Below are 15,985 nucleotides of genomic sequence, written 5' to 3'. Positions count from 1 at the left end.
CGTTTCTGATAGCACTTCGCAAAGTGATTTTATGCGCCGTGATTTACAGTTTGCGTATCGCCGTCTTGACCAATCCGATTCGCTTTGGCGACATGCTGAGTTCATCGAATCCCAGTTCCACGAGACGCGGGACGAATTCGAGCGTGCCCGCCAGCTCACCACACATACCGACCCACGCACCGTGCTCGTGTGCGCCTTTTGCAACCTGTTCGAGAAGTCGCCACAGCCCTGGGTGACTCGGTTCGTACCACTGCGTCACTTCGGGGTTCATTCGGTCTGAGGCGGTGGTGTACTGAATCAAATCGTTCGTCCCTACGCTGACGAAGTCCAACTTCTCCGCTAAGAGGTCGGTAATGAGCGCCGCGGCTGGAACTTCAATCATCGCACCCAGTTCGAGATCCCCAAACGCTTTGCCCTGTGCACTGAGGGCGGCGCGCGCCTCGTCCACTGCGCGAACGGCCGCCTCGACGTCGGCCACATTCGTGACCATCGGGAACATGAGCGAGATTCGCCCGTGAGCGGCCGCACGAAGAACCGCCTTCAATTGAGTTTGGAACAATTCGCTGTGCTTGAGCGTATAGCGTAACCCGCGAACGCCGAGGAACGGGTTCTCCTCGTCATCGAAATGTAGATATGAGACTTTTTTATCCGCTCCTGCATCCAGCGTACGAATGACGACGCGCTTGCCCTGCATCCCTTCGGCCACGCGTTTGTAGACGTCATACTGCTCGTCCTCCGTCGGCGCGGATGACCGGTCCATAAACAGGAACTCCGTGCGGAACAGCCCGATTCCGTCTGCGCCGTTCTCAAGCGCCGCCTCGACGTCATCCGGGCCTCCGATGTTGGCCGCCACCTCAATCACTTGGCCGCTCTTGGTCACCGCTTCGAGGTAGCGATTTTCGTGCGCGTCGCGCATCATCGACTCGAATTCCTCGCGCGATTGTTCGAGGGCTTGTTTCGTGTTCTCGTCGGGATCGGCGATGACTTGGCCGTCCTGGCCGTTGATGGCGACAAACTGCACACCTTCGAACGAACTCTGCTTCACACCGGTCACCATCGGAATACCGAAGTTGCGTGCGAGAATCGAAACGTGGCTCGTCGTTCCGCCCTGCTCGGTGACGATGCCCTGTATGCCAGTTGACCTCACCTGTAGAAATTGACTGGGCAACAGCTCGTTTGCACAGATGATTGCACCTGCCGGCACATCTAGCAGTCCGCTCTTGCCAAACAATGCGCCCAACCACTGCAACCTCAAGTCGCGCAGATCTTGTGCGCGTTCGCGCAAGTATTCGTCTGGCAGTGACTCGAGCATCTCTGCATAGGACAGCAGGTTGTGGCTGACCGCATACTCGGCACTCTCGTGGTCCTCTTCGATAGAAGTTTTAATGCCAGAGGCCAGTTGTGGATCGTTGAGCATCGTCAGGTGCGCCTGCATGATCTCCGCTTGTGGATCATCCCCGAATTGTTCCAATTGCTGCTGAAGTTGCTCGGCTACCTGCGCTTTGGCCGTTTCCGTGCGCTGTAGTTCCGCCGCGGCGTCATCCGCCGTCGAAGGTTCGATGACGAACTCCTCGGCATCCAACATAAAACAAGGTCCAAGGCCAATTCCCTCGGATACCGCGACACCTTGATACGTTTTCATAACTCTCTCTCCCGTCGAACCTGAAGCTTAGGCAAGTTGCTCTTGAATATAGGTGGTAATAGCTTGTGCGCTCTTCTCATTTCGCAGATGGTCCACGAAATCTTGGTGCATCAACCGTCGTGCGAGTTTCGCAAGGATTTGTAGGTGTTGGGATTGCGCTGTCTCTGGCACTAAAATCATGAACAACATATCGACCGGCTTCTCGTCCAGCGAGTTCCATTCGACAGGCGAAGCCAGCGTGGCGAACATCAATATCGGCTCTTTGACCCCGTCCGTCTTCCCGTGGGGAATGGCAACGCCCTTCCCAAACCCTGTTGTACCTTCCTGCTCTCGCGCGAGCACAGACTGCACGGTTGTTTCTACGTCGTGAATCGCACCCAATTCATTGGCGCGTTCGACGACGGAGCGAATGACCGCCTCCTGTGTGTTTGCGGTCAGCCCCAAAACGATATTTTGTGTCTCTAACATGCTTATCCTCTCCGATGTCTATGATTGTGCCACAATGTGGGCGAGTGCGGCGAGAGCTTCTTCCTCATCCGCGCCGTCGACGGTGATTTCAACTTGTGTGCCCTTGGCTATGCCTAGACTCAAAATGCCCAGGATGCTTTTCCCGTCAACCGTTTTGCCGTCCGCCGTCAGTTTGACGTTTGCGGTGAACCGCTGTGCTGTATTCACGAATTCAGAAGCTGGACGCGCGTGTAGCCCCGCTTCGCTCTGAACCTCCACAACTCTGCTTTGCATTGAACAAAATCCTCCTTAATGTATCCATGCGATGTGAGCGTTTTATCGGCGATTCAATCCCTTACAAACGCATTTTACACACAAAGGACAGGTTACGGGGAATGTACATTCTTTTCTAAGCGTTTTCAACCAAATCTAAGCGTTTTCAAATTGTGGTTGACACCATTCAATTGTAAACCATATAATGAGCACAATCAATCACAAACAAGCGCATTTACTCATGTATTTGAAGCTGTATGCGCTTAAATACTCAAAACACCGCACAATGGTGAGAGGTGGTGTTCCCTGTGTTTGCTGACGAGCGAAAGGCCCACATCGTCGCGTATCTAAATCAGCACAAGCGAGTGACGGTGGCGGACTTGGCACAAATTTTCTCCAGTTCTGAGTCAACCATTCGTCGAGATCTGCAGGAACTCGAGGAGTTGGGTCAGTTAAAACGGACGCACGGCGGTGCCATAGCGGCCGAAATCGCTGGATTTGAGCCGACTTATCAAGAAAAGAACGTGCAAAACTCGGGTGCCAAAGAGCGTATCGGGCAGCTGGCGGCGGGTATGGTAAAAGATGGGGAGATCGTGCTTCTCGACGCAGGTACGACGACTATCCAAATTGCCAAGCACATCTCTGCTCGCAATGTAACCGTTGTCACAAATAGTGTTGCCATCGCAGCGGAGCTTCAGAGCAATCCAACTGTTCACGTCGTCATGCTCGGCGGGGAACTGCGCCAGACGACAGGGGCGCTCGTCGGGCCCTTCACCGAACAAATGCTGTCGCAATTGCACGTAGACGTCTTGTTCTTAGGGGCAAACGGCATCCACCCCGGTGGTGTTACGACGCCGAACGCAGTGGAAGCTGCGACGAAGCGGGCGATGGTGACGAGCGCCAAACGGACCATCGTCGTCGCGGATGCGACCAAGGTTTCGCAAGTTAGTTTTGTCCAGGTGTGTCCGTTGAACCGCATTGACGGGCTCATCACGGATGAACAAATTGACGATAGCCCTCTGGTACAGGCCCTCGTGGACTTCGGTGTGCGGGTGACCGCAGCAGACGACAGAGATTTCTAGGAGAGAAAGCAATGGAGAGACAAGGAGTAACAGAACACGAGAGCACGAAAGGACGCGTCATCACCGTCACATTGAACCCGGCGGTGGACTTGTTCGTGTCGGTAAAACACCTAGAGCCTGGAACACTCCATCGGGTCCCCACCCCCCTCCAACACGCCGGGGGCAAAGGGCTCAACGTCGCAAAAATGTTGGCTAGTTTGAGCGTCCCGACCGTCGCGACAGGTTTCCTTGGCGGACGGCGCGGAGATTGGTTGCACGAAGCCCTCTTGAGCCAGGGGGTGGATTCCAAATTTGTCCGCATCGCCAACGAATCACGCATGAATGTCAAGGTGATTGACGAGGCCGGTACGCTCACAGAATTGAACAGTCCTGCGCCAGCCTTCACGGACGACGAATGGCGTGCGTTTGGCGATACGCTGCGAACGCTCTGTGAGCCCAACTCCTGGTTGGCGCTGTGTGGAAACCTTCCGGCTGGTTGCCCGAATCACTGGTATCAGAACACCATCTCTTGGGCGAAACAGAGCGACATCAAGACCCTGTTAGACGCCAGCGGCGTGGCGCTCGAGCTTGGACTTAAGGCCTGTCCCGACGTCATCAAGCCCAATCAGCACGAACTCGAACAGCTCACAGGGCTTACTCTGCACAATCTCGAGGAGGTGATGCGCGCAGCTGCACAGCTCGTAGACGCTGGTGTCGGACTCGTCGTGGTGTCGCTCGGCGAGGAGGGACTTGCGGCGGTGACGTCCTCCGCCGCAATTCACGTTCGCGTTCCGTCTGTCCCAGTGGTGTCCTCTGTGGGTGCCGGGGACACGGTGGTCGCCGGTCTTTTATATGGTATTTTTCACCGGTTTTCCCTGTACGACACCGTTCGCTTTGCAGCTGCAGCGGGTACGGCGAAAGTTCAAAAGCCAGGGAATATGCACCCGTCGCAAGTGGATATCGAAACATGTCTGGCGAGTACGGACATTGTGGATTGGAGGAGTAAATCGTGAGTAAAATCGTCGCCATCACGGCGTGCCCCACAGGCATCGCCCACACGTTTATGGCACAAGAGGCACTCGAGCAGGCAGCCAAACAGCTCGGCATCGACATGCGCGTAGAGACTCAGGGCGCTGGGGGGTCAGAGGGGACGTTGACGGCTGCTGAAATCGCCGAGGCGGACGCCGTCATCATCGCTGCAGACAAAAAAGTTGAGCTGGATCGATTCGTCGGTAAAAAGGTGCTGCAGACCTCCGTCACGGCCGCAATTAAGGACGCGGGGGCGCTGATTGAGGAATCCGCGACCGCCCCGGTCTATGGAACGGTCGTCAGCGAGTCTTCGACAGACGGCTATTTAGCGGACATTCAGGAGCAAAAGAACGCTCGGAAATCTGGACAACCGGCGGTGTATCGACACTTGATGAACGGCGTGTCGAACATGCTCCCACTCGTCATCTCTGGTGGAATTTTTATCGCCCTGTCCGTGGCGATTGACCTCAACCAGAAACAGTCGTTGTCGGTCGCGTTTAACAACATCGGCGGCGGCTCGGCCTTTGCGCTGTTCGTGCCCATTCTAGCGGCATTTATCGCGCAGTCTATCGGTGACCGGCCCGCGTTTGCGGCGGGGCTGGTCGGCGGCTGGATTGGCACGCAAGGTGGCATGTACGGCGAAGCCCACGCCAGTGCCGGGTACATCGGTGGAATTATCGCCGGATTTCTCGCGGGCTACCTGACCGTGGGATTGAAAAAGGTGATCAAGGTGCCGCGGACGCTGGAAGGCGTCAAGACCGTCCTCATCATGCCGGTCCTGACCGTCGGCATCACAGGCCTCCTGATGATTTACGTCCTCGGGCACCCGATTGCCGCACTCATGCACGCGATATCAAACGGCCTTACACACCTGGGGGCGAGTGGATCGATCGGGCTCGGCTTGCTTCTCGGCCTGATGATGGCCTTTGACATGGGCGGACCGTTCAACAAGGTGGCTTACTTCTTCGCCGTAGGCTTGCTGCCGACCGGAACGGTCGAGGCGAAAACCATTATGGCCGCCGTGATGGGGGCGGGTATGGTACCGCCACTGGCGATGGCAATTTCCACGTTTATCTCGAGCCGTAAATACACACGGGATGAACGAGATGCGGGCAAGGCGGCACTCATCTTGGGCGCCTGCTTCATCACGGAGGGTGCGATTCCATTTGCGACGCGCGACCCACTGCGCGTAATTCCCTCGATTATGGTCGGCTCTGCTATCACTGGCGCTCTGACGATGCTGTTTAAGGTGACCTCACCAGCACCACACGGGGGGATCTTCGTTTTCTGGCTGATTGGCCACTGGTACTGGTACATCGTCGCTATCGTCATCGGCGCACTCGTTGCCGCAATTCTCGTGTCTTCGCTGAAAAAGCGAGTCGAGGCCTGAGACAGTCAATGGCCTCGGCGCGTGAGCAGCAGGCCGCATCAATCAGTGGCACGCCGGAGTAGGCTGTCGCGAAGCGTGTAGGGGTGACCTGAACGTACGCCCGGATGTGCGTTTAGGTCACCTTTTTGCATTTTTATTGATGGGAATGTATAGTGGTGGCGCAACGTTGCACTCGTGGCGCCACGCTCTCCTCGCATTCGAAGCCCACATCCTTATGTCAGTTTTATTCACTTCAATAAAATAAAAACTCACTACATGTTAGTTAACATTACATATGCCGTTGACGCGCAGACGTGCAATTCTTATCATTCTGTTATCGGCTGATTCACGTCACCCGAACTTGTGGTACACCGATGCTGGAAGGTTCTGCGACGAGCGGTCTGCGTGACGATTGGGGGCGAGTTCATATGCTTGAACAGCCATTTGAAACAGTGATTTTCACGCAAGCCGATGAAGCAAAAAATCAGGTTCTTATCAACGAACTAAAGAGTGCGGTTGATCGGCAAGAAGTGAAAATAATTGATATTCGAAGAATCGGAAATCAACTCGTTGTAACGTTTCGTCGGCTCTCGACCTGAGACGGTAGGGAGCCGAAGTGGGATTTCCCACATATCTTTGCTGGCTGTCCACGCCACTCCTCATCAATGGGCGAATGAGTTCGCCCTATTTTTTTCCAAAATTAAATTATCTAAATTATCAAACATATGGTACAATGCTTGTGAAGATGTAGTTCATCCCAACCCCGTCTTCGCCGCCTGGTGCGTATGTGCCGACGCATCAGGCGGGCTCCTTCCTGTTTTTTCGTGCCCCGTGCCCTAGTTTGGTGATGTGGGGTATCCTGTCGCACTGATTCAGATTCCACCGTTTGCCCCAATTCGCTCTCCAGGTCGCCGCATGATTACCTCTTCGACAACGTTGGAATTGTCCGCGATCCTACATAAGTGTCTAGCATCGATTGAACAAATCCTGTTATCATATGTAAAGGGAATATCATGGAATTTTCAGAGCGATGACAAGGGTGTGAGCGTTGTGGCACTGAGCAACGCAGGAAACGTGAACCTGTTTATGACCGAGCAAAGAGTAGACCGCATGTTTTCTGATCTCGTATCGTGTGTTGTCCAATTCGATTACGACGGTTGTATCACGCTGATTCACGAGCCATTCGACGGCAGTCTACGGCCGGGGCCGGGGTACGAAAACGCTCCGCTGGAGATTCGCCGGTATGTGGATCGATTGTTGCAGTTCAGAAGCTTTCTAGCGCATGTGACGAACGCGTCAGGTGTTTTCGACTTGAATAAATTAGACGGTGAAGCAGACATGATTAGACTGCTTCCACACGGTGAGTTTCCCCACAGGGGTCCTTGGCTTGTCCCTGTCTCAACCTCTGAGCATTTTTACGGGTGCTTTGTTGTGTACCATCGCTCACAACGAAAACTGACTAATCACGACGTTCAGGTGTTGGCGCTCATCGCAGAGCACTTCGCAGCAGCACTGGACAGCCAGCATACGCACTCTGCCTTTCAGGCGTATGAATCCTTGTTCAGGAACCATCCGTTTGCCGTCTTAAGGCTCGACTCGGGGGACGTGATCCGAGATGTCAATCGGTCGTTCGTTCGGATGTTCGGGTGGGCCAGGCAGCAACTTGTCGGTCAATCCTTTGACCGGCTGATGAAACACGCAGGCGTCGACGTCGAGAAGATCGAGTGGAACGCTCATCCTCGAGAGTCTGAGGACATTCCTGAGTTCCTCCGGCAAATCATGTGGGTTTCTGTTCCCATCACGATAAATGGGGCGGTGCACGGAAGGTATGTCGTGTTAAACGACATCTCGCGCATCCGCCAGATGCATCGAGAACTCCGGACCACTCAGGACCTTTTGGCGTCGTTCGTCCACCATTCGACCGACCCGATTTTGTTTCTTGAACCCAGTGGCATCGTTCTCGATGTCAATCCCGCTTTTGAAGAGGTGTTTGGGTGGAAGGCGGACGAGGTGGTCAGCCTCTTTGTCGCCGACTTGGCGGGCATCCACCTAGATCGGCTGCAGATGGCAAAGGGTCCCGTGACGACGTACGAGACGGTCGCCCGGACGAAAACAGGTCAGCACCTCGACGTCGACGTGACCTTGAGCAGCATTCACGACGACGGCGGCCGATCCGGCTTCGTGGCGGTGGTTCGCGATGTGTCGGATCGAAAAAGGGCTGAGCGTAAGCAAAGAATGAGTGAAGAGCGCTATCAATCGCTGGTCCATCACCATCCGAATGCGATTTTGGCGGTAGATCTCTCAGGGCGCATTGTGGAAGCGAATCACGCGAGCGAGCGCATCCTCGGCTACACGCTGGCGGAGCTGTTGGGGTGTGACCACGTGAAATCGTTGTTTCTAGAGGAAGGCCATCGGCAGATTGAGCACTGGATGGCGCAGAATGTCGTCGAGCGCACGCCACACGAAGCGCCGCCTGAGGCGGAGTTTGAGACGGTGATGCGGCATCGACAAGGCCATTCCATCAGCGTAGCGGTCACGTGGGTACCGATTATTACCACGGATCGCGGAGTGGAAGGTGCCTTTCTCGTGCTCGAGGACATGACGGAGCGAAAGCGGGCGGAGGAGATCTTTCGCTCCTCGGACAAACTGTCCGGCGTTGGGCAATTGGCGGCGGGCATCGCCCATGAAATTCGCAATCCATTGACGGCGATTCAGGGGTTTTGCCGACTGTTGGAGGAAGGCGCGACACCGACGCAGTCGATGTATCTGAAGATTATGAGGGATGAAATCAGCCGGATAGATCTGATCGCCGGCGAGATGATGGCATTGGCGAAGCCCTCTGGCGCCCTTTTTCGGCCGTATTTCATCACGGATATCGTGCGAGATGTCGTCGCCCTGATGAACGCACAGGCGCTTCTGTACGGAGTGTCCCTATTTGTGCAGTGTACCGACACGCCTTCGCTTATCCACTGTGATCCGAATCAAGTCAAACAGGTTTTGGTGAATGTTATCAAGAACGCGCTGGAGGCCACAGGTGAAGGGGGACAGGTGTACCTGGTGGTCGAGGAATGGCCGGAGCTGGTGGAGATATCCGTTCGGGACACGGGTGCGGGCATTCCGCACGAACACTTGGCGCAGTTGGGGAATCCCTTTTTTACGACGAAGGAGCGGGGGACGGGACTGGGGCTTTTGGTGAGTCGGCGCATTGTGCAAGCGCACGGTGGTTCGCTGCACATCGACAGCGTCGTCGGGCGGGGAACCACCGTCCTTGTGCGTTTGCCAAAGCGGCGCGACGCGGCGAATTTGTGATGGCGCTTCGCGTGCCTCTCGTCACTTCTTGCCCTGATTACCCCATCCGCCGTACGGCGGCGGTTGAAGTAGTCCACGCCGCTTGGCTCCTTTGTGGGCCATTTTGAATAGCTCCTGTACTTTCTCGTCGCGCGCCACTCCGAATGCGAGCGACCCCAACTTGACGAACGTGTTGAGTTTCATCAAGCGCACCCCCCCGAGCGAGATCGAACAACCCTTTGCTTTACAATATGGGGTGGCTTTGCAAACCGTTCATTGTGTGCGCCTAGTTTCAGAAAGCGTTTCGACTGCCGTCTCGAGGCGGTCGTTGAGCCGTTCTACGGCGATCTGATTGGTCGCGGCTTGAACTTCCTCCACGGCATTGTTCGCGTGGGAAATCGCGTTTTCCGCCTGTTCGACGGCGGTTTGGTTCGGATGGGATTGCACTTGGGTTACCGCGTTCTCAGCTTTGTCCAAGGAGTTTGCGGCTTGTGTGAACTGATTTTGTTCGTTCATGCTCGTCGGATGGTCGACCAACGGAACTCCTCCTCTCACCATCGTCTACGGGCATTAACATGACCCGCGGACGTAGGCCCTATGCAACAGGTGTGCGAACGCGCAATCACTCCAGTGCATAGCCGATGTGGGGATAGATTACCCTAATTTGTGCACGTGCAGTTTAGAGTGGGGGGAGACGGAGATGGACCCTACGCAGACACGAAACCAGCAAATCGCGAACTTTATTGGGAAATTGCTTCGGGACAACTTTGGCAAAGGCCCAGAATCGGTACACGTGTGCATATCGCGAACGATGATGAGTGTGTACTTGAAAAACTTCCTGTCGCCGATGGAGCGAGTGCTTATTGAAGGTGGGCAGAGCAACTCGGTGTTCGAGTTACGCCGTCAGCTCATGTCGTCGCTCATCCCGCAAATCCGAGCGTATGTCGAGATCGTCACGGGCAACCAACTGAGTGAGTTCTATTACGATTGGGCGTTCCACAACAGGTCCGGAATGATGATTGGGGTGGGCCTCGAGCCTTTTTCGGACAGCGACCCTTGTCAGGAGACGTATGCGGGGAAACTGCCCCTTGAACAAGAGATAGTAGAAATCAGTCGTCAGGCGCAAAAAGTGCCAGAGGAACTCTATTCATGTATCCTCGATTCCCGGACGGTCGTGGTCATTCGCACGGGCATCCTGGTGCGCATCGAGAAGGAACTGGTGAGGGAGGGCCTCGCCCCGACGCTGCGTCGCGTCAAAGCGAATTTGGAGAAAAGTCTACTGCATCATGACAACCACTTCGAATCGATTCTTGGTAGATCTGTGGCGGACATCTTCGTCGACTGGGATTTCGACTCGGATAAGAGCGTGATCACCTTTGTCCTGGACTCGAAAAAAGCGATGGGTTCGGATTTCGGTCACGTGCCATTTGCCAATCAGGTGAACGGATAAGCTAGATTATCTGATTTTCGTACATGTGAACACCAGGCGGCTGACAAAAGCTTAGAGCGCGCGTGTATGTCGGGCGCTCTTTCTTATGTTTCACTTCTATATATTTCTCCACGAGTGAAGAACGCGCTATAATACAAGGGACAAAGAAGGGAGGCTACATCGTGAAGCAGATTAAATCGAACGAGGAATACGCGGCGTCGACCGAACGCGGACGCGTCATGGTTGAGTTTTATGCCAATTGGTGCCCAGACTGCAAGCGAATTGAGCCCTATTTTGACGAATGGGAAGAGAAGTACGCGAGTGACTTCTCGATGGTTCGCGCAAATCGCGATGAATTGCCGGACCTTGGCGAAAAACTTGAGATTCTTGGGATTCCTACCTTTATTGCATATGAAAATGGACAAGAGGTCGCTCGACTGTTTAGCCGCGACGCAAAGTCGAAGGAGCAAGTCGAGTCGTTTTTCGACCAAGCATACGAAAAGTAAGCCTTTCGTGCCAGGATCAAGGCTACCCGGGGCATGTCTCGGGTAGTTTTTCGTGTTCATACACCCTCGAGAGGAGGCTGAACCCATGGCACACGTCATCCTTCGCGACGGTCATGTGGCGGAATTGCGAAAGGCAAAGAATACGAGCCAAGACCGCATCTGGATACGCAATTTGTTCGAATCGGTCTCCGAACAGAGCCGCTCTCTCCACTTTTCCCACACTTCGCACGTCTTTTCAGACGCTGCCATCGAAGAGATGATCGGGGACGGAGGGCAGAACGCGCTGACGCTCATGTGTACGGATGGAACGCGGGCGCTGGCTATCGGTAACTACCGCCGCCTGGATGAAGACCGGGCTGAAGTGACGTTCCTCGTCTCCGACGACATGCAGGACAGGGGACTTGGGTCGCTGCTGCTCGAGCACCTGGCCGAGGCGGCATACCTAAACGGCATTAAACAGTTTGAAGCGAGCGTCCTCACGGACAACGAACGGATGATGAACGTGTTCCGCGCTAGTGGGTTTGCCATGACCATCAACCAGGAGTCGGGGGTCATTCACGTGATGTGGCCGCTGCGTCAAAATGAACGCAGTCGCGGCCTTAAAGAAATCCGTGAGCGACTTGCCACTTCGGCATCGTTACATGGCTTTTTCCACCCGAAGGCGGTAGCCGTCATTGGGGCCTCCAGAGCGCCCGAGCGATTGGGGCACGTGTTGTTTAGACACATCTTAAACAGCGATTTTCGCGGAACAGTCTATCCAGTCAACCCCACGGCGAGTTCTGTGGCGGCGGTGAAGGCGTACCCCACCTTGAAGGATGTCCCTGAGTCGGTCGATCTCGCCGTCATCGTCGTACCGGCCAGCCAGATTCTGTCGGTCATCGACGACTGCATCGACAGTGGCGTGAAAAGTGTCGTGATCTTGTCGTCGGGATTCTCCGACACGGACACGCCGGGCACGGAGCTGGAAAACGAAATTCTCAGACGCCTTCGTTCCGTAGGTGCGCGCCTCATCGGGCCGAACAGCTTGGGTCTCATTCAGATGGATCCAGAGGTCCGTCTAAACGCGAGCTTTGCGCCACAGGTACCTGAACACGGCCGGGTGGCCATCGCTTCCCATTCGGGGGCCTTGGGAATTACCATTCTCGATTATGCGACCCGCATCGGCGTAGGTGTGTCCAGTTTCGTCAGCCTCGGGAACCGCTCTGACGTATCCGGGAACGATTTACTTCAATATTGGGAATCTGACCCGTCGACCGATATGATTCTTCTATATCTAGAGACGTTTGGAAATCCGCGAAAGTTTACCCGCATCACCAGGCGAATTACGCGGAACAAGCCGATTTTGGCGGTCAAGAGCGCGAGAACACCGGTGAGCGTCAACGTCGCAAAGAGCCGGACCGTGGCGGTGGCTGCGGAGGACGCGACCGTGGAGGCGATGTTCCGCCAAACGGGGATCATTCGAGTGGAGACCTTGCAGGAACTGTTCGACGTCGCTGTACTTCTCAGGTCCGGCGACGGTCACTCTGGGCGCCGCGTCGCCATTGTGACCAACACGGCGGGGGGCGCTGTCATGGCCGTCGACAGGTTGCTGCGCGAGGGACTGGAGTTTGTCTCGCCTGTCATCAATATTGGGTTTGAATCGCTGGCGGAGAGCTATCGGACCGTTCTTCCGCAGGTGCTGCGGGACGAAGCAGTAGATGCGGTCGTCGTCCTGTTTACACCGGTTGGGCCGTCCGACGAAGAGGCGGTGCGCGTCGCAATTTCAGCGGCACTTTGCGAAGTGGCAAACGATGCGCCGAGATCTGACGGCGTGCGCCATCCTTACGAGAAGGCGGTCGTGGCGAACTTTTTGACGACTGGTGACTATCGGGTACGCTATTTAGAAGTGGACGCAGAACGCAGCATTCCCATCTATCCATTCCCAGAGCAAGCGGTTCGCGCGTTAGCGAAAGTGACCGCTTACCACGAATATCGCGACAGAGATCCTGGATACATACCGGATTTACAGCGAATTAACACCGATTTGGCGCGAGCGGTGGTTCGCAAGCGACTTTCGGCGCAGGGAAGTGCACAGATCACCGACGAGGAGACGATGCACCGCATCGTCGATGCACTCGGTGCCGACTTGCGGCTGGACCACCCGGTGGCGACGGAGATCACGGCACAAGTGGAGATTCGGATCAAGTTCGACCCGCAGTTCGGGCCGTTGATGCGCCTTGACATGGGGGATGTAGATGGCGGCGCGAAGCTGCAAGTTCCGGATTTGGCGCTGCCGGCTGTCCGGTTGATTCCCCTTACTGACGCTGACGCCCGCGGAATTTGGCGCGAGGCGAAGTCGACGTTGGCAGCGGCCGTAGATGGCGGCGTGCGGAGTTCTGTGTTGGACTTTATTTTGCGGCTCTCCCAGTGGATTGAAGACGCGCCTGAAGTAACACAGGCGTTGTTTACACTCGGAGTGACGACCGAGTCGCTGTACCTCCTCAACTCATTTGTGGAAGCAAACCGAGTCGACGTCTCTTGACGACTTTTGTAATCGCGGCCGACATGGCAAAATAGCGTTGGAGGGATGTTCAATGGAACACCGTAAGGTGATGATTCTTGGAACTGGACCGGCTGGATACACGGCCGCAGTATACACTGCACGCGCAAATCTCGATCCGCTCGTCATCGAAGGCGATGAGCCCGGTGGGCAGCTGACGCTGACGACCGAAGTCGAAAACTTCCCAGGGTTTGTGGACGGCGTGATGGGCCCTGAATTAATGGACAACATGAAAAAGCAGGCGGAACGGTTTGGCGCGGCATTCCGACGCGGGCGTGCAACGTCGGTGGACTTGAGCGTTCGGCCGTTTCAGGTCACTGTCGACAAGGCAGAGGTCTACACTGCGGACGCACTGATTATTGCGACGGGTGCTTCTGCAAAAATGCTCGGCATTGAAGGAGAGTCGGACCTCATCGGGCGCGGGGTGTCCACTTGCGCAACGTGTGACGGGTTCTTCTTCCGCAACAAACGGGTCATCGTCGTAGGCGGCGGCGACTCGGCGATGGAAGAGGCCACATTCTTGACGAAATTCGCGCAGGAAGTGACCATCGTCCACCGCAGGACGGAGCTTCGTGCGTCGAAGGTGATGCAGGACCGGGCGAGATCGAACGACAAGATCACGTTTGTAATGAATGCGTCGTCCAAGCAAGTTCAGAGCGACGGCAATAAGGTCACGGGGTTGGTGGTTGTCGACAACGAGACCGGCGAGACCAAGACACTCGAAGCGGATGGCGTGTTTGTGGCAATTGGTCACCAGCCGAACACCGCATTCCTAAATGGGCAACTCGAAACGGACGACGTGGGCTACCTCGTCACACAAGGGGCTACTTCGCTGACGTCGGTCGAGGGGGTATTCGCGTGTGGCGACGTGATGGATCCCCGCTACCGACAAGCCATTACAGCGGCTGGGTCTGGTTGTAAGGCCGCCATGGACGCAGAAAAGTACCTCGAAGGCAGTATGACCCACGATTGGTCCGCCGCTTCCACACCATCCTGAGCAGACATTCGTATCCGTTATCACCACTCCGAGCATGCCAGAAAAGGGCGGGCTCTCGGGGTGGTCTTTTTTTGTTTTTCCAATTACAAACAAACACTCCATGCATGTACAGACTATCTGCTGCGCATACTTTAACCGCATGAGTAGTTTACCTAAAGCGAAAGGACGCTGATACGATTGCAGCAACAGTATCCAGGAAATCAGCAGTTCGGGGCAAGTGGACAACTGCAGGGCGGATATAATACGCTCCGTCAATTTGGCACAGATCCGCAACAAGTCCGTCAGCACATTTCGGAGTCGTTGAACCAAGGCTCGATGCAGCAGTATGGCGGCCAAGGATCTGGCGGCGTGATGCAAGCTGGCGCGACAGATCCGCGCGTCGTCCAGCAGCACATCGCGCAGGACCTCGGCTACGGCGCTAGTGCATCCTACGGTGGTCAACAGTATAACCAGGGCGCGTTCCAGCAGGTCATGCAATCCGCACCGGCTCAGGTACAGGGTGGACAGGGCCAACAGCTGGGTCAATTCCAAGGTGGCTACAACCAAGGGTACAGCAATAGCACGTTCGGTCAATTCGGCACCAATCCACAGGTTGTACGCCAACACATTCAACAGGATCTCTCCAACCAAGTTGGTTCGATGACGTCTGAACAGGCTGGTGCGTACCGCGGCCAATTTGGCGGTGGCGCACAAGGCATGATGTCGCAAGGACAAATGTCACAAGGACAAATGTCACAAGGACAAGGCATGAACAGCACGTTCAGCCAATTCGGCACCAACCCACAAGAAGTGCGCCAACACATTCAACAGGACCTCTCGAACCAAGCTGGCTCACAAGCGGGCTTCTACGGCGGCGCACAAGGCATGATGTCACAAGGACAAATGTCGCAAGGACAAATGTCGCAAGGACAAGGCATGAACAGCACGTTCGGCCAATTCGGAACCAACCCACAGGAAGTGCGCCAACACATTCAACAGGACCTCTCGAACCAGGCTGGCTCACAAGCAGGCTTCTATGGCGGTGCACAAGGGATGGCGTCACAAGGACAAATGTCACAAGGACAAGGCATGAACAGCACGTTCGGCCAATTCGGAACCAACCCACAGGAAGTGCGCCAACACATTCAACAGGACCTCTCGAACCAGGCTGGCTCACAAGCAGGCTTCTATGGCGGCGCACAAGGGATGGCGTCGCAGGGGCAAGCTATGAACAGTACGTTCGGTCAATTTGGAACCGACCCACAAACGGTTCGCAGCCACATCAGCCAAGATCTGAACAACTTGCAATAAGAGACGCGATATCAGAAGATGAATACAGAGCCGGGCGTTCTCTCCGGCTCTGTTTGTCATTCTCGGAGGAGTGTGCGAAACTCGGATACGAGGCGAAAATGATTGGAGAGGCCTT

Annotated in this window: 15 protein-coding genes; 10 read left to right on the top strand and 5 right to left on the bottom strand. The window is 55.4% G+C overall.

Features of this window, described 5'->3' with window-relative positions; genetic code table 11:
• Nucleotides 1–43: 43 nt before the first annotated feature.
• Genes ptsP through NZD89_RS22030 form a run of 3 tightly spaced genes read right to left on the bottom strand, consistent with a single transcriptional unit; the run spans nt 44 to nt 2,383 of the window.
• Nucleotides 44–1,642, bottom strand: a complete 1,599-nt coding sequence (gene ptsP, locus NZD89_RS22040) for a phosphoenolpyruvate--protein phosphotransferase (protein WP_268004843.1) — start codon at nt 1,640–1,642, stop codon at nt 44–46.
• 27 nt (nt 1,643–1,669) lie between these two features.
• Complete coding sequence (locus NZD89_RS22035; RefSeq protein WP_268004842.1) at nt 1,670–2,110, bottom strand: PTS sugar transporter subunit IIA; 441 nt, start codon at nt 2,108–2,110, stop codon at nt 1,670–1,672.
• An 18-nt stretch (nt 2,111–2,128) separates the two neighbouring features.
• Nucleotides 2,129–2,383 carry an HPr family phosphocarrier protein gene (locus NZD89_RS22030; protein WP_268004841.1) on the bottom strand — a complete coding sequence of 85 codons (255 nt, stop codon included), beginning with the start codon at nt 2,381–2,383 and terminating at the stop codon, nt 2,129–2,131.
• Nucleotides 2,384–2,670: 287 nt separating this feature from the next.
• Between NZD89_RS22030 and NZD89_RS22025 the strand changes: the two genes are divergently transcribed.
• The 5 genes from NZD89_RS22025 (at nt 2,671) to NZD89_RS22005 (ending at nt 9,130) form a co-directional block, all read left to right on the top strand.
• Nucleotides 2,671–3,444, top strand: a complete 774-nt coding sequence (locus NZD89_RS22025) for a DeoR/GlpR family DNA-binding transcription regulator (RefSeq protein ID WP_268004840.1) — start codon at nt 2,671–2,673, stop codon at nt 3,442–3,444.
• Between the two features lie 11 nt (nt 3,445–3,455).
• A complete protein-coding gene (pfkB, locus tag NZD89_RS22020; RefSeq protein ID WP_268004839.1) occupies nt 3,456–4,436 on the top strand; it encodes a 1-phosphofructokinase in 981 nt (326 codons plus the stop codon).
• Nucleotides 4,433–5,842 (top strand): PTS fructose transporter subunit IIC, encoded by a 1,410-nt coding sequence (locus NZD89_RS22015; protein ID WP_268004838.1) that lies wholly within the window; start codon nt 4,433–4,435, stop codon nt 5,840–5,842. The genes pfkB and NZD89_RS22015 overlap by 4 nt, the downstream gene beginning before the upstream one ends.
• Before the next feature lie 353 nt (nt 5,843–6,195).
• Nucleotides 6,196–6,420: a hypothetical protein gene (locus NZD89_RS22010; RefSeq protein ID WP_268004837.1), complete on the top strand. Its 225-nt coding sequence runs from the start codon at nt 6,196–6,198 to the stop codon at nt 6,418–6,420.
• 451 nt (nt 6,421–6,871) lie between these two features.
• Nucleotides 6,872–9,130 carry a PAS domain S-box protein gene (locus NZD89_RS22005; RefSeq protein WP_268004836.1) on the top strand — a complete coding sequence of 753 codons (2,259 nt, stop codon included), beginning with the start codon at nt 6,872–6,874 and terminating at the stop codon, nt 9,128–9,130.
• Between the two features lie 21 nt (nt 9,131–9,151).
• Here NZD89_RS22005 and NZD89_RS22000 read toward each other — a convergent pair whose 3' ends face one another.
• Nucleotides 9,152–9,313, bottom strand: a complete 162-nt coding sequence (locus NZD89_RS22000; RefSeq protein ID WP_268004835.1) for a hypothetical protein — start codon at nt 9,311–9,313, stop codon at nt 9,152–9,154.
• Between the two features lie 69 nt (nt 9,314–9,382).
• Nucleotides 9,383–9,646 carry a hypothetical protein gene (locus NZD89_RS21995; RefSeq protein ID WP_268004834.1) on the bottom strand — a complete coding sequence of 88 codons (264 nt, stop codon included), beginning with the start codon at nt 9,644–9,646 and terminating at the stop codon, nt 9,383–9,385.
• 163 nt (nt 9,647–9,809) lie between these two features.
• On the opposite strand from NZD89_RS21995, the gene NZD89_RS21990 reads away from it, so the two are divergent.
• From NZD89_RS21990 to NZD89_RS21970, 5 genes are all read left to right on the top strand, one after another.
• Nucleotides 9,810–10,559 (top strand): Na-translocating system protein MpsC family protein, encoded by a 750-nt coding sequence (locus tag NZD89_RS21990; protein WP_268004833.1) that lies wholly within the window; start codon nt 9,810–9,812, stop codon nt 10,557–10,559.
• A 161-nt stretch (nt 10,560–10,720) separates the two neighbouring features.
• Nucleotides 10,721–11,044, top strand: coding sequence for a thioredoxin family protein (locus tag NZD89_RS21985; protein ID WP_268004832.1), 324 nt, complete (start codon nt 10,721–10,723; stop codon nt 11,042–11,044).
• An 85-nt stretch (nt 11,045–11,129) separates the two neighbouring features.
• Nucleotides 11,130–13,565 carry a GNAT family N-acetyltransferase gene (locus tag NZD89_RS21980; protein ID WP_268004831.1) on the top strand — a complete coding sequence of 812 codons (2,436 nt, stop codon included), beginning with the start codon at nt 11,130–11,132 and terminating at the stop codon, nt 13,563–13,565.
• 52 nt (nt 13,566–13,617) lie between these two features.
• Nucleotides 13,618–14,580, top strand: a complete 963-nt coding sequence (gene trxB / locus NZD89_RS21975; protein ID WP_268004830.1) for a thioredoxin-disulfide reductase — start codon at nt 13,618–13,620, stop codon at nt 14,578–14,580.
• A 177-nt stretch (nt 14,581–14,757) separates the two neighbouring features.
• On the top strand, nt 14,758–15,870 hold the full coding sequence (locus NZD89_RS21970) for a hypothetical protein (RefSeq protein ID WP_268004829.1): 1,113 nt from the start codon (nt 14,758–14,760) through the stop codon (nt 15,868–15,870).
• Nucleotides 15,871–15,985 lie beyond the last annotated feature (115 nt).

It is taken from the genome of Alicyclobacillus fastidiosus (assembly GCF_026651875.1).
In the GTDB taxonomy this organism is placed as follows: Bacteria; Bacillota; Bacilli; order Alicyclobacillales; family Alicyclobacillaceae; genus Alicyclobacillus; species Alicyclobacillus fastidiosus.
Note: the sequence above shows the minus strand (reverse complement) of the source record. Positions and strands in the feature narration are given on the sequence as shown.